This is a genomic window from Streptomyces sp. NPDC005303 (assembly GCF_040607335.1).
Taxonomy (GTDB): domain Bacteria; phylum Actinomycetota; class Actinomycetes; order Streptomycetales; family Streptomycetaceae; genus Streptomyces.
In genome coordinates, this window is the sequence record NZ_JBEXGM010000009.1 from 178815 (window position 1) to 203756 (window position 24942).

The window sequence follows — 24942 nt, forward strand, 5'->3', positions numbered from 1 at the left end:
GTTTTCCGACGTCGTCAGCGGATGGACATGCCGGACAGGGTCCGGGCGATGACCAGTCGCTGGATCTCGCTGGTGCCCTCGAAGATCGTGTAGATCGCCGCGTCACGGTGCATGCGCTCCACCGGGTACTCCCGGGTGTAGCCGTTGCCGCCCAGGATCTGGACCGCCTGCGCGGTGACCTTCTTCGCCGTCTCACTCGCGAACAGCTTGGACATCGAGCCCTCGGCCGCCGTGAACTGCTTCCCGTTGATCGCCATCCAGGAGGCACGCCAGACCAGGAGACGGGCCGCGTCGATGGAGGTCCGCATGTCCGCGAGCTGGAAGGCCACGCCCTGGTTGTCGATGATCGGCCGCCCGAACTGCTCGCGCGTCTTGGCGTAGTCGAGGGCGACCTCGTACGCGGCCCGGGCGGTGCCCACGGCCATCGCGCCCACGGCGGGCCGCGAGGCCTCGAACGTGGCCATCGCCGCGTTCTTCACCCTCTCGCCGCCGCTCTTCGCCCGCTCCCGGGCCCGGGCGAGGCGCTGGTCGAGCTTCTCCTTGCCGCCGAGGAGGCAGGAACCGGGCACCCGCACGTTCTCCAGCACGACCTCGGCGGTGTGCGAGGCGCGGATGCCGTGCTTCTTGAACTTCTGGCCCTGGGACAGCCCCTGCGTGTTCGGCGGCACGATGAAGGACGCGTGGCCCTTGGAGCCGAGCTCCGGGTCGACGACCGCGACGACGACGTGGACGTTGGCGATGCCGCCGTTGGTCGCCCAGGTCTTGGTGCCGTTGAGCACCCACTCGTCCTTGGCTTCGTCGTACACGGCACGGGTGCGCATGGAGGCCACGTCGGAGCCGGCGTCCGGCTCGGAGGAGCAGAACGCGGCGACCTTGACGTCGTTCGCGTCGCCGTACATCTGGGGAATCCAGGTGCCGATCTGTTCCTCGGTTCCGTTGGCGAGAACGCCCACGGCGGCCAGTCCGGTGCCTACGATCGACAGGGCGATGCCCGCGTCGCCCCAGAACAGCTCCTCCATCGCCATCGGGATACCGAGCCCGGTGGGGTCGAAGTACTGCTGGGCGTAGAAGTCGAGGGAGTAGATGCCTACCTTCGCGGCCTCCTGGATGACCGGCCAGGGAGTCTCCTCACGCTCGTCCCATTCGGCGGCCGCGGGGCGGATGACGTCGGCGGCGAAGCCGTGCAGCCAGTCCCGGACCTCCTTCTGTTCGTCGTTGAGCTCCATGGTGAACTCGGCCATGTCCCCTCCAGCGGCGACGCACGTGCATGTTACTTGCGGTAACCCGAGTCTGTTACCCACGGGTAGGAAAAGTCAACTCCCGATGACCAGTCAGCAGCCTGTTCGATGTCAATCGCCTGTCGGGTGTTAGTTTGCGCAGGCGTTACCGATTCAGCACGGGTGGGGAGAGCTCATGGACACCACACAGCGGACCGATCAGCAGCGGTCCGCCGACCGCCGTCGGCGCGAGCTGCTGGAGGCCGCGGACAGAGTGGTGCTGCGCGACGGGCCGCAGGCCTCTATGAACGCCATCGCCGCGGAGGCCGGCATCACCAAGCCGATCCTGTATCGGCACTTCGGTGACAAGGGAGGACTCTACGCCGCGCTCGCCAAGCGGCACACCGACGCGCTGCTGGACTCGCTGCGGGCGGCGCTGGACGCTCCCGCGGACCGGCGTGAGCGGGTCGAGGCCACGTTGGACACCTACCTGGCGGCGATCGAGGCCCGGCCTCAGGTGTACCGATTCCTGATGCACCCCTCCGAGGGGGGCCAGGTCGGGGATCAGGGGTTCGATGTCGGTAAGCATTCCGCGCCCTTGTTGCGCAGGATGGGTGAAGAGTTGGGGCAGGTCATCGAGGAACGGCTGGATCTGGGGCCCGGCAGTCAGCTGCTTGCCCGGGTGTGGGGGCACGGGGTGGTCGGGATGATGTACGCGGCGGGTGACTGGTGGCTCGGGGAGCGGCCTTGTTCTCGGGCCGAGTTGGTGCGGAGCATGGCGGACCTGTTGTGGGGGCGGCTCGCTGCCGCGGGGGACAAGGTGGGAGGTCCGGGGTTCTGATCGTTGAATCCCGGGTGCGGGGCCGTGGGGGCTGGTCGCGCAGTTCCCCGCGCCCCTACGTGGGTTCACCCGCCCGGCGCCAAGGGGCCCGCCGCACCTCTCGCATCAACTTGCGGTGACGCCATCCCTTCACGTGGTCCGCGTAGACCTTGCCTGCCAAGTGGTCGCACTCGTGCTGAAGGCAGCGGGCGAAAAACCCTGTCCCATGGACCGTGATCGGCTCACCCGTCATCGTGAACCCCTCCACCACCGCGTGGTCGTGGCGCTCCGTCCCCGCCTCCAGGCCCGGCAGGGACAGGCAGCCTTCGGGGCCCCTGAGCACCACACCGTCCGCCTCCACCAGGCGTGGGTTGACCACATGCCCCAGGTGGCGGACCTCCTCGTCGTCCGGGCAGTCGTACACGAACACGCTCAGGGGGACGCCCACTTGGTTCGCCGCGAGGCCCACTCCCTCGTACGCGTACATCGTCGCGAACAGGTCCTCCACGAGCGTCGCCAGTTCCGGGCCGAAGTCCGATACGTCCTCGCAGGGTTCGTGCAGCACGGGGCTGCCGAGGAGGGTGAGGGGCCGGACCCGGCCACGGGTGCCCGGAATGGAGCCGTTTCGCATGGCCGCAAGGGTACGGCGATTCGGGAGTGCCTAAGGATCTCGATAGGCTGAGGTCCACACCACGTGGCCGGAGGCTGAGGCGCGGCGCGTACGCAAGGAGGATCGAGATCTGATGACAGGCAACTCGGACCCGCTCTCGCCGCGGGCCAAGCTGGCCGTGACGGCGGGCAAGGCCGTCGCGGCGGCATCCCGAGCCGCGGGCCGCGGCAGTGGTTCGGTCATCGGCGGCAAGGTGGCCCTCAAACTCGACCCCGACCTCCTCGCCCGGCTCGCCCAGCACCTGGACGTCGTCCTCGTCTCGGCGACCAACGGAAAGACCACCACGACCCGTCTGATCGCGGAGGCGCTCGGTGCCGCCGGGCCCGTCGTCTCCAACGCCCTCGGCGCCAACATGCCGGCCGGCATCACCTCGGCGCTCGCCGGTGGTTCGGACGCCCGGTTCGGGGTCATCGAGGTCGACGAGAAGTACCTCGCGGGCGTGGCCCGGGACACCGACCCCAAGTGCATCGCCCTGCTGAACCTCTCCCGCGACCAGCTCGACCGCGCCGCCGAGACCCGCATGCTCGCCGAGAACTGGCGCGAGGGGCTGGCGGGTTCGAAGGCCGTCGTCGTCGCCAACGCCGACGACCCGCTCGTCGTGTGGGCCGCCTCGTCCTCCCCCAACGTCATCTGGGTCGCCGCCGGACAGATGTGGAAGGACGACGCCTGGTCGTGCCCGTCCTGCGGTGGGGTGATGCAGCGGCCGGGCGACGACTGGTTCTGCGGCGAGTGCGGGTTCCGCCGGCCCACGCCCAGCTGGGCGCTCTCCGGTGACCACGTCCTCGACCCGCACGGGTCCGCCTGGCCGATCCACCTCCAGCTGCCCGGCCGCGCCAACAAGGCCAACGCGGCTTCCTCCGCCGCCGTGGCCGCCGTCTTCGGCGTGCCGCCGCAGGTCGCGCTGGAACGCATGTACCAGGTGCAGGCCGTCGCGGGGCGTTACGACGTCGTCCAGTTCCAGCAGCGCGACCTGCGCCTGCTGCTCGCGAAGAACCCGGCGGGCTGGCTCGAGACGTTCAGCCTGATCGACCCGCCGCCGACCCCGGTGATCCTCTCCGTCAACGCCCGCGGCGCCGACGGCACCGACACCTCCTGGCTGTGGGACGTCGACTACACCCGGCTCACCGGCCACCCGATCTGCGTGATCGGCGACCGCAAGCTCGACCTCGCGGTGCGCCTGGAGGTCGCGAACCAGAACTTCCAGGTCTGCGACAACCTCGACCAGGCCGTGTCGATGAGCCCTCCGGGCCGCATCGAGGTCATCGCGAACTACACCGCCTTCCAGGACCTGCGCCGCCGCGTCGGCAACTGACTCAGGGGACTTTTGTGAGCGACAACCAACTGCGGATCGTCTGGATCTACCCCGACCTGCTCAGCACCTACGGGGACCAGGGCAACGCCCTCGTCATCGAGCGCCGGGCCCGCCAGCGCGGCCTCGACGTGGCCCGCCTGGACGTGCGCAGCGATCAGGCGATCCCGACCTCCGGCGACATCTACCTGATCGGCGGCGGCGAGGACCGGCCCCAGCGGCTGGCGGCCGAGCGGCTGCGCCGGGACGGCGGTCTGCACCGGGCCGTGGGCAACGGCGCGATCGTCTTCTCGGTGTGTGCCGGCTACCAGATCCTCGGCCACGAGTTCATCAACGACCTCGGCCAGCGCGAGCCCGGCCTCGGCCTGCTCGACGTGGTCTCCGTGCGCGGCGAGGGCGCGCGCTGTGTCGGTGACGTGCTCGCCGACATCGACCCGCGCCTAGGCCTGCCCCCGCTGACCGGCTTCGAGAACCACCAGGGCGTCACCCACCTCGGCCCCACCGCCCGCCCGTTCGCCAACGTCAAGCTGGGCAACGGCAACGGCACCGGGGACGGCACGGAGGGGGCGTACAACGACACGGTCTTCGGCACGTACATGCACGGACCCGTGCTCGCGCGCAACCCGCTGATCGCGGACCTGCTGCTGAAGCTGGCCCTCGACGTGAACGCGCTGCCGCCGACCGACGACCGCTGGTACGAGGCCCTGCGCAACGAACGCATCGCGGCCGCGCAGCAGCCCGCCTGAGCAGAGCGTCCACCTCGATTCCAGCCGGCTGTCACCGGCCCGTCTGACGAGGTGTCCGCACAGGTGAGCGGACTCGTCCAGTAGGCGGACGCGTGCTTCGGCCCCGCCCCCTCCTGCCGCTAGGGTGGCGGGGTTCGAGCCGGACAGCGTGGTCCGGACCCGTGCCACGTTCACTCGCTGAGAAGGTTCCCGCGGCTATGCGCATTGGTGTCCTCACGTCCGGCGGCGACTGCCCCGGCCTGAACGCCGTCATCCGGTCCGTCGTGCACCGTGCCGTCGCCGACCACGGCGACGAGGTCATCGGCTTCCGGGACGGCTGGAAGGGCCTCCTGGAATGCGACTACCTCAAGCTCGACCTCGACGCGGTGAACGGCATCCTGGCCCGCGGCGGCACGATCCTCGGCTCCTCCCGGGTCCAGCCCTCCCATCTGCGGGACGGCGTGGAGCGGGCCAAGGGACATGTCGAGGAGCTCGGACTCGACGCGATCATTCCCATCGGCGGTGAGGGCACGCTCAAGGCGGCCCGGCTGATGTCGGACGCCGGTCTGCCGATCGTGGGCGTGCCGAAGACGATCGACAACGACATCGCGGTCACGGACGTCACCTTCGGGTTCGACACGGCCGTCGGGGTCGCGACCGAGGCGCTCGACCGGCTCAAGACCACCGCCGAGTCCCACCAGCGGGTGCTCGTCGTCGAGGTCATGGGACGGCACACCGGGTGGATAGCGCTGCACTCCGGGATGGCGGCGGGCGCCCACGCCATCGTCGTGCCCGAGCGGCCCTTCGACATCGAGGAGCTGGCCCGGCGGGTCGGGGAGCGCTTCGCGGCGGGGAAGCGGTTCGCGATCGTCGTCGCGGCCGAAGGGGCCAAGCCGGCGCCCGGTTCCATGGACTTCGACGAGGGCGCCAAGGACATCTACGGGCACGAGCGCTTCGCCGGGATCGCCCGCCAGCTGTCGATCGAGCTGGAGGAGCGGCTGGGGAAGGAAGCCCGGCCGGTCATCCTCGGGCATGTGCAGCGCGGCGGTACGCCGACCGCGTACGACCGGGTGCTCGCCACCCGGTTCGGCTGGCACGCGGTGGAGGCCGTGCACCGTGGGGAGTTCGGTCACATGACCGCTCTGCGGGGGACCGACATCGTGATGGTGCCGCTGGCGGAGGCCGTGGAGACGTTGAAGACGGTGCCGGAGGACCGGTACGCGGAAGCGGAGTGCGTGCTCTAGATCAGGTCGTACGGCAGTGAGGAGTCCGCCCCCCGGTCGCAGCCGCGGCCGGGGGCGGTTCTAGTCTGTGTGGCGGACAGACTCGTACAACCCCCACGAATCAGGAGCCGCCGCGATGGACCACAGCGGGCACGGCATGACGCACGATCTGCCGCCGTTCACGCTGGGCCGAGGGCTGCAGTGGTCGGCCGACCCCTTCTTCCTCGTCGCCTGCCTCCTCGCGCTCGGCCTCTACGCCTGGGGAGTCGTGCGGCTGCGGCGGCGGGGGGACGCGTGGTCCGTGGGGCGGACCGTCTCCTACGTGGCCGGTGTGCTGACCATCGGGCTGATGATGTGCACGAGGCTGAACGACTACGGCATGGTCATGTTCAGCGTGCACATGGTGCAGCACATGGTGATCAGCATGCTGTCGCCGATCCTCATCCTGCTCGGCGCCCCGGTCACTCTGGCCCTTCGGGCGGTGCCCGTCGCGGGCAAGGGGCGCAAGGGGCCCCGTGAGCTGCTGCTCGCGCTGTTGCACAGCCGGTACATGCGGATCATCACGCATCCGGCGTTCACCATTCCGCTGTTCATCGCGAGCCTGTACGGCCTCTACTTCACGCCGATCTTCGACTTCCTGATGGGGTCGAAGACCGGGCACGTCGCGATGATGGTGCACTTCCTCGCCGTAGGCGTCGTCTTCTTCTGGCCGATCATCGGCGTCGACCCGGGGCCGCACCGGCCCGGGTATCTGATGCGGATGCTGGAGCTGTTCGCCGGGATGCCGTTCCATGCGTTCTTCGGCATCGCGCTGATGATGGCGTCGGAGCCCATGGTGGAGACGTTCAAGCATCCGCCCGCCTCGCTCGGCATCGACGCGCTCTCCGACCAGAACTACGCCGGCGGTATCGCCTGGGCGTTCAGCGAGATCCCCTCCGTACTGGTCCTGATCGCCCTGCTGTTCCAGTGGTACGGCTCCGAACAGCGACAGGCCAAGCGCAGCGACCGGGCCGCGGACCGGGACGGCGACAAGGAACTCGAGGCGTACAACGCATATTTGGCCTCATTGAGCACCCACGAGCGTTAAAGGCTTCGCCTTTCCGAAGCATTCAGTAGCATGAAGCGCGTTGGGGGAACCGCCAGGGGGAGCGGTCATGACACTTCGCGCATTTATGCACAGGATCGCCGTACTGGCGATTTTCTCACTGCTGCTGAGCGGTTGTGAGAAGGGAAATCCACTGACGGTGGTCAAGGCGGTCGCCGTCGGCGTGCCCTCGCTCGCGCCGTTCTTCGAGGAGAACAGCGGACTGGGCGAGGACGCCGCCACCGTGCGGGCGCAGCCCGTACGAGGAAGTCTTCAGCAGGGGGACACACCCGGTCTGTACGGCGGCAGCAAGAAGCCGACCATCTGTGACGTCGCACGACTCGAACGATTCCTCACCGACCCCAGGAATCACGCCAAGGCACAGGCATGGGCAGGCGTGCTGGACATCGGCACGGACGAGATACCGGAATATCTCGATCGGCTCACACCGGTTCTGTTGCGTCACGACACTCTCGTCGTGAACCACGACTACAAAAAGGAAAAGGCCGTCCCGTACAACTCCTTGCTCCAGGCGGGAATCGCGATTCTCGTGGATGAACAAGGGCTTCCGGCTGTGAAGTGCTCGTGTGGAAATCCACTGCGGCCCTTCAAGGGTGACACCAGCCGGATTTCCGTCCGGTTCGAGGACGGCAACAAGAAGTGGGCGGGATACGAACGTGAGTCCGTGGTGGCCGTGAAACCGGCGCCGCGGAAACTGGAACGGGTCGCTCTCGTCGACGTCCAGGAGCCCGCCCGTGGCATCAACCGCCCGGTCGGCACCACCGGCGCGAAGGACACCGCCTTCGACGCGAGGAAGCGAGGCAGGGTGCCGGACCTGGCGGGGACGACTTTCGCCCAGGCCGACCGGGAGCTGGTCGACGCCGGGCTGGCGGCCGGGTACGCCGGTCAGGACGCGCCTTCCGGGGACGCGAAGGTCACGGCGACCGATCCACCCGCGGGGACGGAGGTGCCGTTCGGACGGTACGTGATGCTGACCGTGGCCGAGGGCGGCACGAGTGCCTCCGGCGGGGGGACCGGGCCGACCACCACTCCCCCGCCGCCGTCCTCGAAGGCACCGCCGCCTTCCGAAGCATCGGGTTCGTCGGGATCATCGGGTTCGTCGGGTTCATCGGGTTCATCGGGTTCATCGGGTTCATCGGGTTCATCGGGTTCTTCCAGCGGGCGGCCCGGGGTGTCCGCTTCGAAGCCGCCGTCGTCGTCACCGCCGCCGTCGAGTACGGCTCCCCGCTCACCGTCGCCCGAGAAGTCGAGCAGTCGGCCGAGCCCGCCGCCCTCGACCGGATCGCCCCCGACCAGCGCCCCGGTGACCAGCAGTGCGCCCGCTTCGCCACCGACGACGACCAGCGCGCCCGTCACGAACCGGCCGGCGACCAGCGAGCCCGCGACCACGCGGCCCGCCACCTCACAGCCGGCCACCAGCGAGCCCCCGACCGGCCGGCCCGCGACCAGTGAGCCCGCCACCGACGGGCCGAGCAGCGCCGTCGCCACCTAGCGTCCCGCAGAACCGGAGGGGCACCGGATGCCTTCAGGATCACCGACGTCGGGAGTGGGCCGGGTCATCGCCGGCCGGTATCTGCTGCTGAACCCGCTCGGCAGCGGCGGCATGGGCCATGTCTGGCTCGCCCACGACCAGAGACTCGCCTGCGAGGTCGCGCTCAAGGAGATCGTGTTCCGTGACGCGGTGGAGGCAGGGCATGAGCGGGAGGCCCGGGTGGCGCGGGCTCGCGCGGAAGCCCGGCACGCGGCGGGGCTGCGCGGCCACCCGCACGTGGTGACCGTGCACGACGTGCTGGAGCACGAGGGGCTGCCGTGGATCGTCATGGAGTACGTCGCGGACGCCGTGGACCTGCGCGACCTGGTCGAGACCCGCGGACCGCTCGCCCCGGCGGAGTGCGCCCGCGTCGGCCTCGCCGTGCTCGACGCGCTGACCGCCGGGCACCAGCGGGGTGTGCTGCACCGGGACGTGAAGCCGGCGAACATCCTGCTGGCGCCGGACCGCTCGGGATCGCCGTACGGACGCGTCCTGCTCACCGACTACGGCATCTCCCTGCAGCCGGACGCCGGGGAGACCCGGTACACGCTGGCGTCGGTGCTGGTGGGCACGGCGGGCTATCTGGCGCCGGAGCGGGCCACGGGCGGCACGCCCACCCCGGCCGCCGACCTATTCTCCCTCGGCTGCACGCTGTACCACGCGGTGGAGGGCGTGGGTCCCTTCGAACGGGAGTCGCATCTCGCCGAGGTGACCGCGGTGGTCATGGAGGAGCCGCGGCCCGCCGTGCGCGCCGGTGCGCTGGGCCCCGTACTCCGGGCGCTGCTCGCCAAGGACCCCGGGCAGCGGCTGTCGGCGGCGGAGGCGGAGGCCGCGCTGTCGCGGATCGTGACGCCCGAGGCCGAGCCGTACGTCCGGACGCAGAGCGACCTCGGTTCCCAGCCGCCCTGGGCGGCTGTACAGGCGCCGCCGCCTCCGGACGGACACCGGCCGCCCCCCGAGGCGCTTCCGGCTCAGGGTGGCCATCGGCGGGAGCGCTCGCACGCCCTGCGGGCCGTTCTCGCCTGTGGTCTCGGGCTGCTCCTGGCCCTGGGCGGTGTGTGGTACGCCATGGCCGACCGGTCCTCGGACGGGGGCGGACCGCAGGGCGCGCGGCAGCCGTACGGGGAGACGGTCGGGCTCACGAAACCGCTGCGGGACGGCGACTGCCTGATCGCCGACTGGCCGGGTTCGGAGCGGTTCCGGGGGACGCCCCGGCTGCGGCTGGACCCCACGTGCGGCACAGCCCCGGACGGCCAGGTGACGGCCTTCGTCGCGGCCGCCTCGGCGGACGAGGCACGGCGGACGGGGGCGGCGCGGTGCGAGAAGCGGACCCGGGAGATCCGGGGCCGGCTGGCGGACGTCCGCAGCGAGGCCGTCGTACCGACCGAGGGCGGATTCGTGGCCGCGGGACGGCGTACCGCGTGTCTGGTGCTGGGCGGGAACGGGCCGCTGTACGGGCCGGTCGGCAGCCGTCGCAGGATGGGCTCGGGGTTCGCGGACACGGCGACCATGCAGCGACGGGACTGTCTGGACGTGCGCACCAACCGGGACGCCCGGCTGGTCTCCTGCCAGGGCTCCTACGACGAGCAGGTGCTCGGATTCACCCGACTGGCCCCCGACGTCACACTGTCCGAGGCGCGGACCGAGTCGGACACGGCGTGCGCGCGGGACGTGCCGCCGGGCGACTACGGCTTCGATCCGTCCGTGTACACGGCGGGCTCCTGGACCAGTGAGGGGCCCTGGAAGAACGGCACACATTTTGTCGTGTGCACCGTACGCAGGCAGAACGGGGGCACCATGGAGGGGGACGAATCCTGAGGAGGGTGTTGCGATGCCCGGTACCGGTTCCACGGATGGCTCGACCCGGACGATGGGGGTGCTCACCGTCGGCGCTCTCGTCGCGGTGACCGCCTACACGGTGGCGCTCGGCAGCAACGGCTGGCTGTGGTTCGGCTGGGTCGTGCTGGGCCTGATCACTCTCGGCATGGTGGCCACCCGCAGCACCTGACGTTCAGCCGTCCGTGAGACGGCCCGCCGAGTGCACGCCCGGCTGGTACTTGGGCAGCCGGGCGGTGATCTTCATGCCCGCGCCGACGGCGGTCTCGATGACGAGGCCGTAGGAGTCCCCGTACACCTGGCGGAGCCGGTCGTCGACGTTGGACAGGCCGATACCGCCCGAGGGGCTGACCTCGCCCGCGAGGATACGGCGGAGCAGGACCGGGTCCATGCCGGCGCCGTCGTCCTCGATGACGACGAGGGCCTCGGCGCCCGCGTCCTGGGCGGTGATCTGGAGCCGGCATTTCTCGGTCTTGCCCTCCAGACCGTGCTTGATGGCGTTCTCGACCAGGGGCTGAAGGCACAGGAACGGCAGGGTGACCGGCAGTACCTCCGGGGCGATCTGGAGGGTGACGGAGAGGCGGTCGCCGAAGCGTGCCCTGACGAGCGCCAAGTAGTGGTCGATGGCGTGGAGTTCGTCGGCGAGGGTGGTGAAGTCGCCGTGCCTGCGGAACGAGTAGCGGGTGAAGTCGGCGAACTCGAGGAGCAGTTCGCGGGCGCGCTCGGGGTCGGTGCGGACGAACGAGGCGATCACCGCGAGCGAGTTGAAGATGAAGTGCGGGGAGATCTGGGCCCGAAGTGCCTTGATCTCGGCCTCGATCAGCCGGGTGCGGGACTGGTCGAGGTCGGCCAGTTCCAGCTGGACGCTGACCCAGCGGGCGACCTCCCCGGCAGCGCGGACCAGGACCGCGGACTCGCGCGGCGCGCAGGCGACCAGGGCGCCGTGGACACGGTCGTCGACGGTCAGCGGGGCGACCATCGCCCAGCGGACCGGGCAGTCGGGGGCGTCGCAGGTGAGCGGGAAGGCCTCGCCGCGGCCGGTCTCCAGGGGGCCCGCGAGGCGTTCCATGATCTCGGTGCGGTGATGGCTGCCCACACCGTCCCAGACCAGGACCTGCTTCCGGTCGGTGAGGCACAGCGCGTCCGTGCCGAGCAGCGAGCGCAGTCTGCGGGCCGACTTGCGGGCGGTCTCCTCCGTCAGCCCGGCCCGCAGCGGGGGCGCCGCCAGGGAGGCGGTGTGCAGGGTCTCGAAGGTGGCGTGTTCGACGGGGGTGCCGAGGCCGCCCAGGGTCTGCGGGCGGGCCGTGCGCCGGCCCAGCCAGAAGCCGGCGGCCAGCAGCGGGAGGATCGCCACGCACAGGCCGGCCAGGAATCCGCTCATGCCGTCACCCGCCTCATGCCTTTACCTCCGCCCACAGCTCCTCCGGCAGATGGAAGCGGGCCAGGATCGCCGCCGTGCCCGCGGGTACCCGGCCCGCGGTGGCCAGGGACACCAGCACCATGGTGAGGAAGCCGAGCGGCACCGACCAGAGCGCGGGCCAGGCGAGCAGGGAGTGCAGGGTTCCTGTCGCCGGGAGTCCCGCCATGGTCGCGGCCACGGCCAGGAAGGCGGAGCCGCCGCCGACCAGCATGCCCGCGGCGGCGCCGGGCGGGGTCAGCCGCCGCCACCAGATGCCGAGCACGAGCAGCGGGCAGAAGGAGGACGCGGAGACGGCGAAGGCGAGCCCGACCGCGTCGGCGACGGGCAGTCCGCCGACCAGGACGCTCGCGGCGAGCGGGGCGCACATCGCGAGGACCGTGCCGAGCCGGAAGTGCCGTACGCCGCGCGAGGGCAGGACGTCCTGGGTGAGCACGCCCGCTACGGCCATGGTGAGCCCGGAGGCCGTGGACAGGAACGCGGCGAAGGCGCCGCCCGCCACCAGCGCGCCCAGCAGGTCGCCGCCGAGGCCGCCGATCATGCGCTCCGGGAGCAGGAGGACGGCCGCGTCGGCGTCGCCGGTGAGGGTGAGTTCGGGGGCGTACAGGCGGCCGAGGGCGCCGTAGACCGGGGGCAGGAGGTAGAAGCAGCCGATCAGGCCGAGGACGGCGACCGTGGTGCGGCGGGCGGCGACGCCGTGCGGGCTGGTGTAGAAGCGGACGACGACGTGCGGCAGGCCCATGGTGCCGAGGAAGGTGGCGAGGATCAGTCCGTACGTGGCGTACAGGGGCCGTTCCTCGCGGCCCGCGGCCAGGGAGGTCGACATGCCGTCGCTGGTGCCGCGGTCGGCGGCGGGGACGGTGGTGCCCTTGGTGAAGGTGAGGCGGGTGCCCCGTTCGATGTGGTGGGTGCCGACGGAGAGTTCGAACTTCTGGTCGTCGTGTGTGCGGCCGTCGACCGTGCCGGTGACGGTGACGGTCAGGGGGCGCTCCAGCTTGAGGTCGAGGGTGGAGTCGACGCGGACGACGCGTTGTTCGCGGAAGGTGGCCGGTTCGTCGAAGGCGTGGCTGGGGGCACCGTCGCCCTGCCAGGCGAGGATGAGGAAGAGGGCGGGGACGAGCAGGGCGGTGAGTTTGAGCCAGTACTGGAAGGCCTGCACGAAGGTGATGCTGCGCATGCCGCCCGCGGCGACGGTAGCGACGACGACGGCGGCGACGATCACTCCGCCGAGCCACTGGGGTGCCCCGGTGAGGACCGTCAACGTCAGCCCGGCGCCCTGGAGTTGGGGCAGCAGGTAGAGCCAGCCGACGCCGACGACGAAGGCGCCCGCGAGCCGCCTGACGGCCTGCGAGGCGAGCCGGGCCTCGGCGAAGTCGGGGAGGGTGTAGGCGCCGGAGCGGCGCAGCGGGGCGGCGACGAAGAGGAGCAGGACGAGATAGCCGGCCGTGTAGCCGACCGGGTACCAGAGCATGTCGGGGCCCTGGACGAGGACCAGCCCGGCGATGCCGAGGAAGGAGGCGGCGGAGAGGTACTCGCCGCTGATGGCGGCGGCGTTGAGGCGGGGGCCGACGGTGCGCGAGGCGACGTAGAAGTCGGAGGTGGTGCGGGAGATGCGCAGGCCGAAGGCGCCGACGAGGACGGTGGCGACGACGACCAGCGCGACGGCCGGTACCGAGTAGCTGGAGTTCATCGGTCCTCGACCAGCCGTACGAAGTCCCGTTCGTTGCGCTCGGCCCGGCGCACGTACCAGCGGGCCAGCAGGACCATCGGGACGTACAGGCCGAAGCCGAGGACGCCCCATTCGAGGCGGTGGGCGTCGGGCATGGCCGCGAAGAGCAGCGGGAGCGGGCCGATGAGCAGTCCGAGGAAGGCGAACACCGCGAGGGCGGCCCGGAGTTGGGTGCGCATCAGGGAGCGGACGTAGGTGTGGCCGAGGGTGGTCTGTTCGTCGATCTCGGTGCGGGGCCGGTAGTAGCCGGAGGCGGGGCGGCCGCGGCGGGGCGGGCCGGTGACGACGACGCGCCGCTCGACCGGGTCCTGAGGCATGGCTACGGCCTCCTCATCAGCAGGTCCCGCAGCTCGCGCGTGTGGCGGCGGCTGACCTGGAGTTCCTCGCCGCCGACGAGGACGCTCACCGTGCCCGCGTCCAGGCGGAGTTCGCCGACGTGGCGCAGGGCTACGAGATGGCGGCGGTGGATGCGGACGAAACCGCGGGAGCGCCAGCGCTCCTCCAGCGTGGACAGCGGGATCCGTACGAGGTGGCTGCCCCGGTCGGTGTGCAGCCGGGCGTAGTCGCCCTGGGCCTCGACGTGGGTGATGTCGTCGACGGCGATGAACCGGGTCACTCCGCCGAGTTCGACGGGTATGTGGTCGGGGTCGGGTTCGTGCACGGGGATGCGGGGGGCGGCGTCGAGGCGTTCGGCGGCGCGGCGGACGGCCTCCGCGAGGCGTTCCTTGCGGACCGGTTTGAGGACGTAGTCGACGGCCTTGAGGTCGAAGGCCTGGACGGCGAAGTCCTCGTGGGCGGTGACGAACACGACGAGCGGCGGCTTGGCGAAGCCGGTGAGCAGCCGGGCCAGGTCGAGGCCGTCGAGGCCGGGCATGTTGATGTCGAGGAAGACGACGTCGATCGCCTCGGGCCCGTGCGGCCCGGACTCCAGCGCGCGGTTGATGCGACGCAGCGCCTCGGTGGCGTCACCGGCGCCCTCCACGCTGCCGATCCGGGGGTCGGCGTTCAGCAGGTAGAGCAGTTCCTCCAGCGAGGGGCGTTCGTCGTCGACAGCCAGGGCGCGCAGCATGACCCCGGAGTCTAGGAGTAATTCGTACGACTGGACACGTGCGGAGATGCGGACGCCCCGCTGGATACAGTGCCGACATGAACAGCAGGACCCCCGCGTTCGACGAGCTCGACCGGAAGATCATCACCGCCCTGATGGCGAACGCCAGGACTTCCTTCGCGGAGATCGGTTCGGCGATCGGGCTGTCCTCCACGGCGGTGAAGCGGCGGGTGGACCGGCTGCGGGAGACCGGGGTGATCACCGGGTTCACGGCCACGGTGGAGCCGTCGGCGCTGGGCTGGCGCACGGAGGCGTACGTGGAGGTGTACTGCGAGGGCGCGGCCCCGCCGCGGCGGCTCGCGGAGGTGGTCCGCAACCATCCGGAGATCACCGCGGCGATGACGGTGACCGGCGGCGCGGACGCCCTGCTGCATGTGCGGGCGCGGGACGTGGAGCACTTCGAGGAGGTGCTGGAACGCATCCGCGTGGAGCCGTTCATCCGGAAGACGATCAGCGTGATGGTGCTGTCCCACCTCATCCCGGAAAGCCCCGAGGCGGGGGCGACCCAGCCTGCTCCCGAATAAACGTCCGCGGACGCAGCAGTCATGCGTCATGTCCGTCGAATACGCAGTGTTCCTGCGCCGACACGCAATTGTCGTTGCTTGTCGTGCGTGACCGTCACTTCCTACCTTGGTGTCAACCCTCAGTACACACCGCAGGAAGCGGAGGAACCCCTCTGTGTCCGACTCCCGTGTGCCGCGCCGACGGCGTTTCCTCGTCTGCGAACCCAGACACTTCGCCGTGCAGTACGCGATCAATCCCTGGATGCATCCCGACACCCATGTGGATGTGGACCTCGCGCAGGAGCAGTGGCGGACACTGATCCGCGCCTATGAGGCCCACGGTCACAGCGTCGACGCCGTGGAACCGGTCCCCGGTCTCCCGGACATGGTCTTCGCCGCGAACTCGGCGGTCGTCGTCGGCGGCCGCGTCTTCGGCTCCCTCTTCCACGCGCCGGAGCGGCGCCCCGAGTCCACGCACTACGACCTGTGGTTCAAGAAGGCGGGCTTCGACGTCCAGCGCCCCCAGGCGGTCTGCGAGGGCGAGGGTGATCTCGTCTGGACGGGCCGGTACGTGCTGGCGGGCACCGGGTTCCGCACGACCCGGGAGGCGCACCGCGAGGTGCAGGAGTTCTTCGGCCACCCGGTGATCAGCCTGACGCTGGTGGACCCGCACTTCTACCACCTGGACACCGCGCTGTTCGTCCTGGACGAGAACAACATCGCCTATTACCCGGAGGCCTTTTCGCCGGGCAGCCGCGAGGTACTCGCACAGCTGTACCCGGACGCGGTGCTCGCGACCCATGACGACGCGATGGCGTTCGGTCTGAACTCCGTGTCCGACGGCCGGCACGTCTTCATCGCCCCGCAGGCCGAGGCCCTCGCCCTGCGCCTCGACGACCACGGCTATGTCCCCGTCCCCGTCGACCTGTCCGAGCTCCACAAGGCCGGCGGCGGCATCAAGTGCTGCACCCAGGAGATCCGCTCATGACCGCACCCGTAGGCACGCGTTCCTCCGCCGATCTCATCCGCGCCGAGGAGCCGGTCCTCGCGCACAACTACCATCCGCTGCCCGTGGTCGTCGCCCGGGCCGAGGGGACCTGGGTGGAGGACGTGGAGGGCCGCCGCTACCTCGACATGCTGGCCGGGTACTCCGCGCTGAACTTCGGCCACCGCCACCCGGCGCTGATCGAGGCGGCCCACCGGCAGCTGGACCGCCTGACCCTCACCTCCCGGGCCTTCCACAACGACCGGCTCGCCGAGTTCGCGGAGCGCCTGGCCGAGCTGACCGGCCTGGACATGGTGCTGCCGATGAACACCGGCGCGGAGGCGGTGGAGAGCGGCATCAAGGTGGCCCGCAAGTGGGCGTACGACGTCAAGGGCGTCCCCGCCGACCGGGCGACGATCGTGGTGGCGGCGGAGAACTTCCACGGCCGTACGACGACGATCGTGTCGTTCTCCACGGACGAGACGGCGAGGTCGGGCTTCGGCCCCTTCACCCCGGGCTTCCGGATCGTGCCGTACAACGACCTGGCGGCCCTGGAAGCGGCGATCGACGAGACCACGGCCGCGGTGCTCCTGGAGCCCATCCAGGGCGAGGCGGGCGTGGTCATCCCGGACGAGGGCTATCTGACCGGCGTCCGCGAGCTCACCCGTCGCAAGGGCTGCCTGTTCGTCGCGGACGAGATCCAGTCGGGGCTCGGCCGCACGGGCCGCACGCTGGCCGTCGAGCACGAGGGGGTCGTCCCGGACGTCCTGCTGCTGGGCAAGGCCCTGGGCGGCGGCATCGTCCCGGTCTCCGCGGTGGTCGCCCGCCGTGACGTCCTCGGTGTGCTGCGCCCGGGCGAACACGGCTCGACCTTCGGCGGCAACCCGCTGGCGGCGGCGGTGGGCACGGCGGTGGTCGAACTGCTGGAGACGGGCGAGTTCCAGCGCCGGGCGGCCGAGCTCGGCGTACTCCTGCGGGACGGTCTGACCGGGCTGGTCGGCAAGGGAGTCGTCGGTTTCCGGGCGCGGGGCCTGTGGGCAGGCGTGGACATCGACCCGGGGATCGGCACGGGCCGAGAGGTCAGCAAGCTCCTGATGCACGAGGGAATCCTGGTCAAGGACACCCACGGCTCGACGATCAGGCTGGCGCCTCCGCTGACGATCACGGCGGAGGAACTGCGTGAGGCCCTGGGAGTACTGGAAGGGGTACTCAAGCGCTGACCTACACAGCGGCGCGCGGGGCTGCGTCGATGTGCGTTCCCGACCTACCGGGTGAAGATGATGCGAAGAGGTGATAGACCACTCTCAGCGACAGAGAGGCCGTCCGTGGGCGCTCAGGAGGAGCACGACACCACCCGGCACCGGTTCGACGTGGCCGATGCCGCTCCCCTGCTGCTCGACGCCCACGGCACGGTGACCGGCTGGACCAGGGACGCCGAGCGCCTGCTGGACTACGCCGCCTCCGAGGCCGTAGGACGAAGCGTCGCGGCCCTGCTCACCCCCGAGGACGCCCGTCGGCTGCCGGAGATCACCGCACGCTGCCGGGCCGACGGGAGCTGGGCGGGGCTGCTGACCGCTCGGCACAAACACGGCCGACCGATCCGGATGATGGTCCGGATCACGGTGGCGGACGATCCCGACGACTCCGACGGTTCCACCCGCTGGCTGGTCCTGCTGTCCGAGATGGCGCAGGCACCCGGCTGGGACATGAGCCGCGAGATGCTGGAGCAGATGGTCACCCGCTCCCCCATCGGCATCGCGGTCGTGGACACGGATCTGCGCTGTGTGTGGTCCAACCCCGCGCTGGAACAGTTCGGCAGTGGTCCGGCACAACGGCGGTTGGGGCTGCGGTTCGCGGAGATCCAGCCGGGGCTCGACGCCGAGGCGATCGAGGCGCAGATGCGGCACGTGCTGGAGACCGGCGAGCGGGTCGTGGAGTACGAGCACGTCGGGCAGGTCCGCTCCGCCCCGCACCGCGAGACCGCGCACACGATGTCGTTCACCCGGCTCGACGACGCCCGGGGCCGACCGATGGGCGTCTACTACACGGTCGTCGACATCACCGAGCGGCACCGGGCCCGGCAGCGGCTCGCCCTGCTCGACCGGGCCGGCGAGTACATCGGCCGCAGCCTGGACATCCGGCGCACCGCGCAGGAACTGGCCGACGTGGCCGTACCGGCACTGGCCGACTACATCACCGTGGACCTGCTGGAGCCGGTGCTGCGAGGAGCGGAGCCCGCCGCACAGGTGACGCTGCTGCGGGCCGGGCAGCAGTCGGTGAACGAGGGCGTCCCCGAGGCCGTCGTGGAGGTCGGAGAAGTGGCCGCCTACCGGCCGGGGTCACCCCCGCTGCGGTGTCTGGCCGAGGGCACGCCCTGGCGGGAGGAGCGGCTGGACCCGCTGGCCGCGGAGTGGGCGACCGACATACCCGGCGGGCGGCAGGCCACGTTCCTGGAGCTGGGCCTGCACAGCGCGATGGTCGTGCCGATCCGCGCGCGGGGCGTCACCCTGGGCGTCACCACCTTCTTCCGCCGGCGCCGCCAGGAACCCTTCGACGAGGGCGACCTGAACCTGGCCGAGGATCTCGTGTCCAGGGCCGCCGTCTGTGTGGACAACGCCTGGCGCTACACCCGTGAACGCGAGGCCGCGCTCGTCCTCCAGCGCAGCCTTCTCCCGCACCGGCTGCCCGAGCAGGACGCCGTGGAGGTGACCGCCTGTTACCGGCCCGCCGACGAGCTGACGGGCCTGGGCGGGGACTGGTACGACCTCATCCCGCTCTCCGGTGCTCGGGTCGCGCTCGTGGTCGGCGAGGCGCCCGGGCACGGAATCGGCGCCGCCGCGGCGATGGGCCGGTTGCGGACCGCCGTACGAACCCTGGCGGCGCTGGATCTGCCTCCCGAGGAGGTGCTGGGTCACCTGGACGACCTGGTCGCCAGGGCGGCACGTGAGGAGGGCTTGGGACCGGAGTCGGAGGACACCGACAGCGCCCGGGGCTCGGGATGCGTGTACGTCGTCTACGACCCGGTCGACGGGCAGTGCACGATGGCAACCGCCGGGCATCCCGCGCCCGCCGTGATCATGCCCGACGGCACGGTCGCCTTCGTGGACCTTCCGCAGGGGCCCTCGCTCGGCATGGGCGGTCCACCCTTCGAGTCGGTCGAGCTGGCCCTGCCCACGGGCAGCACCCTGGCGCTGCACACCGACGGGCTGCTCGCCCGTGGCGAGGAGTGGGCCGTGGACGCGGGCCGGAACCGGCTGCGGCAGGCTCTGGAGAGGGCCGCGCCGCCCTCGCTCGACCTGCGCTGCCGCGCGGTGGTCGACGCCCTGGCCCCGGACCGGCCGCACGACGACGTGGCGCTGCTCATGGCCCGCACCCGGCTGCTGGGGCCCGACCAGGTCGCGGACTGGGACGTGCCCGTCGATCCGGCCCGGGTCGCCGAGGCCCGCAAGACGGCGTCCCGGCAGCTGACGGAGTGGGGCCTGGAGGAGTTCGCCTTCACCACGGAACTGGTGGTCAGCGAACTGGTCACCAACGCCATCCGGCACGCCGTCGGTCCGATCCGGCTCCGGCTGATCCGGGAGCGGTCCCTCATCTGCGAGGTGTTCGACAGCGGGGACACCGCGCCCCATCTGCGCCACCCGCGCACCACCGACGAGGGCGGCCGGGGGCTGCTGCTGGTCTCCCAGTTCGCCCGGCGCTGGGGCACCCGGTTCGTGCCCGAGGGAAAGATCATCTGGGCCGAGCAGTCCCTCACGGAGCCGCCGGACTGACTCCGGTCCCGTACCCCGCATACCGTGGGAAAATGGTGCGATCCCGGCGGGGAGGCGGCAGCCATGAGCGACCCATCCAGCGACACCGACTCCATCGACTACGCAGCCGTGTTCCAGGCCCTGCCCGGCATGGTCGCGCTGCTCACGCCGGACCTGGTGTACGCGGACGTCAACGAGGAGTTCCTGCGCATGGCCGGGCGCCGGCGCGAGGAGCTCGTGGGCCGCTATCTCTTCGACGTCTTCCCGGACAATCCGAACGACCCCGCGTCGACCGGCATGCGCAATCTGGCCGCCTCCCTGCGCCGGGTGCTGGAGACCGGGGAGCGCGACTCCATGGCCCTCCAGCGGTACGACGTCGAGGTGCCGGGCCGGCCCGGGGTGTGGGAGGAGCGCTACTGGAGCCCCTGCAACGCCCCGGTGCTCGGCACGGACGGCGAGGTCCGGCTGCTCGTGCACCGGGTCGAGGAGGTCACCGAGCTGATCCGGGCCCGCGGCCCAGGCGAAGGGCGGGACCTCGTCCTGGAGGCCGAGCTGTACACCCGCGCCCGTGAACTCCAGGAGGTCAACGAGCGCTTGCGGCGGGCCCACGCCCGCGACCGGGAGGTCGCGCTGGCCCTCCAGGAGGCCATGCTGCCCACCTGCCGGCAGACGCTGCACCACAGGGCCGCCGTGCGTTACCGGCCCGCGGTCGGCGCACTGAACGTGTGCGGGGACTGGTACGACATCGTCGACCTGGTGGGCGGCCGCCGCGTCGGCGTCTCGGTCGGTGACGTGGTGGGACACGGTCTCGCGGCCGCCGGGGTGATGGGCCAGCTGCGCAGCGCCCTGAGCGCCGCCTCCCGGGTGGCCGAGGGCCCGGCCCAGGCCCTGGACGTGCTCGGCCGGTACGCCCATGTCGTCGACGGCGCCGAGTCCGCCACCGCGGTCACCACCTTCATCGACCTCGACCACGGGACCCTCACCTACAGCAGCGCAGGGCACCCGCCGCCGATGCTGGTGCACCCCGACGGCCGGGTGGAGTGCCTGGACAAGGCGACCGACCCGCCGCTCGACGCCCGCCCCGACCCGACGCGCCGGCCGCAGGCCGCGACCACCTTCACCAGCGGCGCCACCCTCGCCCTGTACACCGACGGCCTGGTGGAGCGGCGCAGCGAGGACATCGACACCGGACTCGCCCGGCTCGCCGACTCCCTCGCCCGGCACCGTGAGGACGACCCCGAGACCCTCGCCGACGCGGTCCTCCTGGAGCTCCTCCCGCCCGGGGGTGCCACGGACGACACGGCGCTGGTCATCGTGCGGCTGTGAAAGCCGTCGGGCGGCGGACGCGGTCGCCACCGTAGGCCGCTTCGCGGCCCTGTTCCAGCCGTCGCGCCCTGCGCCTACACTGACAGCCCCGCCTCACGCCGGTTGACCAGCCAGAACGCGGAGTTGAGCCGTCCGCCCGACCGAGGAGCGCCCCCTCTTGTTCTACTACCTGCTCAAATACGTGCTGTTGGGGCCGTTGCTGAGACTGGTCTTCCGGCCCCGGATAGAGGGCCTGGAGCACGTCCCGGAGTCGGGTGCGGCCATCGTCGCGGGAAATCACCTGTCCTTCTCCGACCACTTCCTGATGCCCGCGGTGCTCAAGCGGCGCATCACCTTCCTGGCGAAGGCCGAGTACTTCACCGGCCCGGGCGTCAAGGGCCGACTGACCGCGTTCTTCTTCCGCAGCGCCGGGCAGATCCCGGTCGACCGGTCCGGCAAGGAGGCGGGCCAGGCCGCCATCCGCGAGGGCCTCGGCGTGCTGCGCAAGGACGAACTGCTCGGCATCTACCCGGAGGGCACCCGCTCCCACGACGGCCGCCTCTACAAGGGCAAGGTCGGGGTCGCGGTGATGGCTCTCAAGGCGCAGGTCCCGGTCATCCCGTGCGCGATGATCGGCACCTTCGAGGCCCAGCCGCCCGGCAAGGTCATCCCCAACGTCCATCCCGTGGTGATCCGCTTCGGCAAGCCGCTGGACTTCTCCCGCTACGCCGGGATGGAGAACGAGAAGGCGATCCTGCGGGCCATCACCGACGAGATCATGTACGCCATCCTGAAGCTGTCCGACCAGGAGTACGTCGACCAGTACGCGGCCGTGGTGAAGGCGGAGGAGGCTGCCGCGGCGAAGGAGCGCAAGTTCCCGCGACTGCCGTTGAGTTGAGCTCTGCCGTCGGCAGAACCCCCTGGAGGAACCGGGCGCGAGCGCCGTACGGTCGCCGCATGACACGACATGCTGTGGTGGTCGGAGCGACGGGACAGATCGGGCGGGTGGCCGTGGGCGCGCTGGCCGGGGACGGCTGGGAGGTGACGGCCGTGTCCCGGGGCGGCGGACGGGACGAGAGCTGGCCCGCGCAGGTGCGTACCGCGCGGGCCGACCGGGCGGACGACGCCGCCCTGGCCGCCGCGGTGGGCGACGGCTGCGAGGTCCTGGTGGACATGGTCGCCTACGGACCCGCCCACGCACGGCAGTTGGTGTCGCTGGCCGACCGCGTGGGCTCGGCCGTGGTGATCTCCAGCATCTCGGTGTACGAGGACGACAAGGGCCGGGGCTTCGACACCCAGGGCGAACCGGACGGCTTCCCGGAGTACCCGGTGCCCCTGACCGAGGACCAGCGGACCGTCACCCCGGGGGACACCTCGTACAGCACCCGCAAGGCCGGGCTCGAGCGTGAACTCCTCGCGGCCGGGGAGCGGTTGCCCACCACGCTGCTGCGGGCCGGGGCGATCCACGGACCGCACTGCCTCACGCCGCGCGAGCTCTACTTCGTCAAGCGCAACCTGGACGGCCGGACCCGGCGCGTTCTCCCCTTCGGCGGCAGGAGCCGTTTCCACCCCGCGAGCGTCCACAACATCGCGGAGCTGATCCGGCTGGCGGCCGCACGGCCGGGCACACGGGCCCTGAACGCCGTGGATCCGGACGCCCCGACGGTGGCGGAGATCGCCGCCGCGATCGACGCCGTGATGGGCGTGGAAACGGAGACGGTCCTGCTGGACGGGCCGCCGCCGTCGCCGACCGTGGGCGACACCCCGTGGTCGGTGCCGGTACCGGTCGTCTGCGACATGTCCGCCGCCGAACGGGAGTTGGGCTACCGGGCGGTGGTGCGGTACGCGGACCGGCTGCCGGAGACCGTCGCCTGGATCGAGAAGCACCTGTCCGGACGGGACTGGCGGGAGGCGTACCCGAAGATGTTCCAGACCTACGGGGACCTCTTCGACTACGCGGCGGAGGACGCGTTCGTCGGCTCGCTCGGGGCATGAGAAAAGGCGGCCGGTGGCTCCGGCCGCCTTGTCCCGTGGTACGTGCTACGGCTTCGGCGTGGCGTGCGGGGTGCAGGTCACGTCGGCCGTGTCGAGCTTGCCGGTGAGCAGGTAGGCGTCGACCCGCGGGTTGATGCAGGGGTTGACCAGGCCGGTCACACCGTGGGAGCCCGCGTCCTTCTCGGTGATCAGGCGGGAGCCCTTGAAGCGCTTGTGCAGTTCGACGCCGCCGTCGTACGGGGTGGCCGCGTCACGCTCGGACTGCACGATCAGCACGCCGGGAAGGCCCTTGCCGGTTTTGACGTTCACCGGGGTCTGCTGCTTGACCGGCCAGGTGGCGCAGGGCAGGTTCAGCCAGGCGTTGGCCCAGGTCATGAACGGGTACTTCTTGTGCAGCGCGGTGTTGTCGCGGTCCCACTTCTTCCAGCTGGTGGGCCACTTGGCGTCGGTGCACTCGACGGCCGTGTAGACGGCGTTGCCGTTCTCCGAGGAGATGTTGCCCGCGGTGTCCGTGAGGTCCGGGGCGGCCGCGTCGACGAGCGCCTGGGTGTCACCGGCGAAGTACTTGCTGAACACCGTCGCGACCGGCACCCACGAGGAGTCGTAGTACGGGGCGCTCTGGAAGAAGCCGATCAGCTCGGCCGGCCCCACGACCCCGCCGATGGGGTTCTTCTTGGCGGTGGCCCGCAGTTCGAGCCACTTGGCCTCGACCGCGGCCCGGGTGGTGCCGAGGTGGAAGGCGGCGTCGTTGGCGGCGACCCAGTCCTCCCAGTCCTTCCAGCGGCCCTCGAAGGCGATGTCCTGGTCGAGGTTGGCCTCGTACCAGATCTTCTCCCGCGACGGGTTGACCACGCTGTCGACGATCATGCGGCGCACGTGGCCCGGGTACATCGTGCCGTAGACGGCGCCGATGTAGGTGCCGTAGGAGACGCCCAGGTAGTTGAGCTTCTTCTCGCCGAGCGCGGCGCGGATGACGTCCAGGTCGCGCACGGTGTTGGGCGTGGTCATCTGCTGGAGCATCGCCTTGCCGGTGCGCTCGGCGCAGCCTTCGGCGTACTCACGGGCCAGCTTGCGCTGGGCGCGCTTGTCGGCCTCGCTGTCCGGCACCGGGTCCATCTTGGGCGCCTTCACGAACTCCTGCGGGTCCATGCAGGAGATGGGCGCCGAGTGGCCGACGCCGCGCGGGTCGAAGCCCACGAAGTCGTAGGCCTTGGCCACGTTGGCCCAGATCGGGTTCTTGTTCGTGACCCGGAGCGGGAAGCGCATGCCCGAGCCACCCGGTCCGCCCGGGTTGTAGACGAGGGCGCCCTGGCGCTCCGCCTGGGTGCCGGTGTTGCCGATGTGGTCGACGGCGAGCTTGATCTGCTTGCCGTTCGGCTTCGCGTAGTCCAGCGGCACGCTGACCCAGCCGCACTGGACCGGCTTCGCGATCCCCCAGTCGGCGGGGCAGTCCGCCCAGTCGATGCCGGCCTTCGCGGCGCGGGCGGCGGCGATCGCGGCGCCCGCGGCCTCGCGGTCCTGTCCGTGCCGGGCCGTCCTGTCGGACGTGTTGGCGCCGGACGCCGGTGCCGCGACGGCACCGGATATCAGTGTGGCCGTGATGAGCACGCCGGCCGAACCGAGTGCCGTCGTGCGCCACTTCGGTCGCGTCTCCCTCAAGAGGGACCCCTCCCCGTACGTCGTTTCGATTCGTACGGGGATCCTCGTGGTTGTGA

General features: G+C 71.0%; 23 protein-coding genes. 15 read left to right on the forward strand and 8 right to left on the reverse strand.

Annotated features, from left to right (window positions below):
- Positions 1 to 14: 14 nt before the first annotated feature.
- A complete protein-coding gene (locus ABZT93_RS16365) occupies positions 15 to 1241 on the reverse strand; it encodes an acyl-CoA dehydrogenase family protein (RefSeq protein ID WP_356104633.1) in 1227 nt (408 codons plus the stop codon).
- A gap of 172 nt (positions 1242 to 1413) precedes the next feature.
- Here ABZT93_RS16365 and ABZT93_RS16370 point away from each other — a divergent pair, with 172 nt between their 5' ends.
- The gene (locus ABZT93_RS16370; protein WP_356104635.1) at positions 1414 to 2058 is read left to right on the forward strand and encodes a TetR family transcriptional regulator; all 645 of its coding nucleotides are present in this window, start codon (positions 1414 to 1416) and stop codon (positions 2056 to 2058) included.
- Between the two features lie 55 nt (positions 2059 to 2113).
- Here the strand turns inward: ABZT93_RS16370 and def are convergent, their stop codons facing one another.
- Positions 2114 to 2668, reverse strand: a complete 555-nt coding sequence (def, locus tag ABZT93_RS16375; protein WP_356104637.1) for a peptide deformylase — start codon at positions 2666 to 2668, stop codon at positions 2114 to 2116.
- A 112-nt stretch (positions 2669 to 2780) separates the two neighbouring features.
- Here def and ABZT93_RS16380 point away from each other — a divergent pair, with 112 nt between their 5' ends.
- The 4 genes from ABZT93_RS16380 (at position 2781) to ABZT93_RS16395 (ending at position 7051) form a co-directional block, all read left to right on the forward strand.
- Positions 2781 to 4019, forward strand: a complete 1239-nt coding sequence (locus ABZT93_RS16380; protein ID WP_356104640.1) for a MurT ligase domain-containing protein — start codon at positions 2781 to 2783, stop codon at positions 4017 to 4019.
- 14 nt (positions 4020 to 4033) lie between these two features.
- Positions 4034 to 4762, forward strand: coding sequence for a glutamine amidotransferase (locus ABZT93_RS16385; RefSeq protein WP_356104643.1), 729 nt, complete (start codon positions 4034 to 4036; stop codon positions 4760 to 4762).
- Between the two features lie 197 nt (positions 4763 to 4959).
- Entirely contained in the window at positions 4960 to 5985 is a 1026-nt protein-coding gene (locus ABZT93_RS16390) for a 6-phosphofructokinase (RefSeq protein WP_356104645.1), read from the forward strand.
- Between the two features lie 115 nt (positions 5986 to 6100).
- Positions 6101 to 7051 carry a cytochrome c oxidase assembly protein gene (locus tag ABZT93_RS16395; protein WP_356104647.1) on the forward strand — a complete coding sequence of 317 codons (951 nt, stop codon included), beginning with the start codon at positions 6101 to 6103 and terminating at the stop codon, positions 7049 to 7051.
- Positions 7052 to 7166: 115 nt separating this feature from the next.
- On the opposite strand, the gene ABZT93_RS16400 is transcribed toward ABZT93_RS16395, so the two are convergent.
- Positions 7167 to 7487, reverse strand: a complete 321-nt coding sequence (locus tag ABZT93_RS16400; RefSeq protein ID WP_356104834.1) for a hypothetical protein — start codon at positions 7485 to 7487, stop codon at positions 7167 to 7169.
- On the opposite strand from ABZT93_RS16400, the gene ABZT93_RS16405 reads away from it, so the two are divergent.
- From ABZT93_RS16405 to ABZT93_RS16415, 3 genes are read left to right on the forward strand one after another with little or no spacing between them, the layout of a single operon-like run.
- The gene (locus ABZT93_RS16405; protein WP_356104836.1) at positions 7371 to 8561 is read left to right on the forward strand and encodes a DUF6777 domain-containing protein; all 1191 of its coding nucleotides are present in this window, start codon (positions 7371 to 7373) and stop codon (positions 8559 to 8561) included. The two genes, ABZT93_RS16400 and ABZT93_RS16405, sit on opposite strands and share 117 nt — an antisense overlap.
- Positions 8562 to 8588: 27 nt before the next feature.
- The gene (locus ABZT93_RS16410) at positions 8589 to 10418 is read left to right on the forward strand and encodes a protein kinase (RefSeq protein ID WP_356104649.1); all 1830 of its coding nucleotides are present in this window, start codon (positions 8589 to 8591) and stop codon (positions 10416 to 10418) included.
- A gap of 13 nt (positions 10419 to 10431) precedes the next feature.
- Positions 10432 to 10608: a hypothetical protein gene (locus ABZT93_RS16415; RefSeq protein ID WP_356104652.1), complete on the forward strand. Its 177-nt coding sequence runs from the start codon at positions 10432 to 10434 to the stop codon at positions 10606 to 10608.
- 3 nt (positions 10609 to 10611) lie between these two features.
- On the opposite strand, the gene ABZT93_RS16420 is transcribed toward ABZT93_RS16415, so the two are convergent.
- Genes ABZT93_RS16420 through ABZT93_RS16435 form a run of 4 tightly spaced genes read right to left on the reverse strand, consistent with a single transcriptional unit; the run spans position 10612 to position 14651 of the window.
- Entirely contained in the window at positions 10612 to 11817 is a 1206-nt protein-coding gene (locus tag ABZT93_RS16420; RefSeq protein WP_356104653.1) for a histidine kinase, read from the reverse strand.
- A 13-nt stretch (positions 11818 to 11830) separates the two neighbouring features.
- Positions 11831 to 13543: a cation acetate symporter gene (locus ABZT93_RS16425; protein WP_356104655.1), complete on the reverse strand. Its 1713-nt coding sequence runs from the start codon at positions 13541 to 13543 to the stop codon at positions 11831 to 11833.
- Positions 13540 to 13899 (reverse strand): hypothetical protein, encoded by a 360-nt coding sequence (locus ABZT93_RS16430; protein WP_031051946.1) that lies wholly within the window; start codon positions 13897 to 13899, stop codon positions 13540 to 13542. The genes ABZT93_RS16425 and ABZT93_RS16430 overlap by 4 nt, the downstream gene beginning before the upstream one ends.
- A 2-nt stretch (positions 13900 to 13901) precedes the next feature.
- On the reverse strand, positions 13902 to 14651 hold the full coding sequence (locus ABZT93_RS16435) for a LytTR family DNA-binding domain-containing protein (protein WP_356104658.1): 750 nt from the start codon (positions 14649 to 14651) through the stop codon (positions 13902 to 13904).
- Positions 14652 to 14728: 77 nt separating this feature from the next.
- On the opposite strand from ABZT93_RS16435, the gene ABZT93_RS16440 reads away from it, so the two are divergent.
- The 7 genes from ABZT93_RS16440 (at position 14729) to ABZT93_RS16470 (ending at position 23227) form a co-directional block, all read left to right on the forward strand.
- Positions 14729 to 15214, forward strand: coding sequence for an Lrp/AsnC family transcriptional regulator (locus ABZT93_RS16440; protein WP_356104661.1), 486 nt, complete (start codon positions 14729 to 14731; stop codon positions 15212 to 15214).
- A gap of 154 nt (positions 15215 to 15368) precedes the next feature.
- A complete protein-coding gene (gene ddaH, locus ABZT93_RS16445; RefSeq protein ID WP_356104663.1) occupies positions 15369 to 16181 on the forward strand; it encodes a dimethylargininase in 813 nt (270 codons plus the stop codon).
- The gene (rocD, locus tag ABZT93_RS16450) at positions 16178 to 17398 is read left to right on the forward strand and encodes an ornithine--oxo-acid transaminase (protein ID WP_356104666.1); all 1221 of its coding nucleotides are present in this window, start codon (positions 16178 to 16180) and stop codon (positions 17396 to 17398) included. Before ddaH ends, rocD begins: the two co-directional genes overlap by 4 nt.
- Positions 17399 to 17503: 105 nt before the next feature.
- Positions 17504 to 19948 carry a SpoIIE family protein phosphatase gene (locus ABZT93_RS16455; protein ID WP_356104669.1) on the forward strand — a complete coding sequence of 815 codons (2445 nt, stop codon included), beginning with the start codon at positions 17504 to 17506 and terminating at the stop codon, positions 19946 to 19948.
- A gap of 63 nt (positions 19949 to 20011) precedes the next feature.
- Positions 20012 to 21253, forward strand: a complete 1242-nt coding sequence (locus ABZT93_RS16460) for a SpoIIE family protein phosphatase (protein WP_356104671.1) — start codon at positions 20012 to 20014, stop codon at positions 21251 to 21253.
- Between the two features lie 157 nt (positions 21254 to 21410).
- Positions 21411 to 22130 carry a lysophospholipid acyltransferase family protein gene (locus tag ABZT93_RS16465; protein WP_356104673.1) on the forward strand — a complete coding sequence of 240 codons (720 nt, stop codon included), beginning with the start codon at positions 21411 to 21413 and terminating at the stop codon, positions 22128 to 22130.
- Positions 22131 to 22204: 74 nt separating this feature from the next.
- On the forward strand, positions 22205 to 23227 hold the full coding sequence (locus ABZT93_RS16470; protein ID WP_356104838.1) for an NAD(P)-dependent oxidoreductase: 1023 nt from the start codon (positions 22205 to 22207) through the stop codon (positions 23225 to 23227).
- A gap of 45 nt (positions 23228 to 23272) precedes the next feature.
- On the opposite strand, the gene ABZT93_RS16475 is transcribed toward ABZT93_RS16470, so the two are convergent.
- Positions 23273 to 24886: an alpha/beta hydrolase gene (locus ABZT93_RS16475; protein WP_356104675.1), complete on the reverse strand. Its 1614-nt coding sequence runs from the start codon at positions 24884 to 24886 to the stop codon at positions 23273 to 23275.
- Between the last annotated feature and the right edge of the window lie 56 nt (positions 24887 to 24942).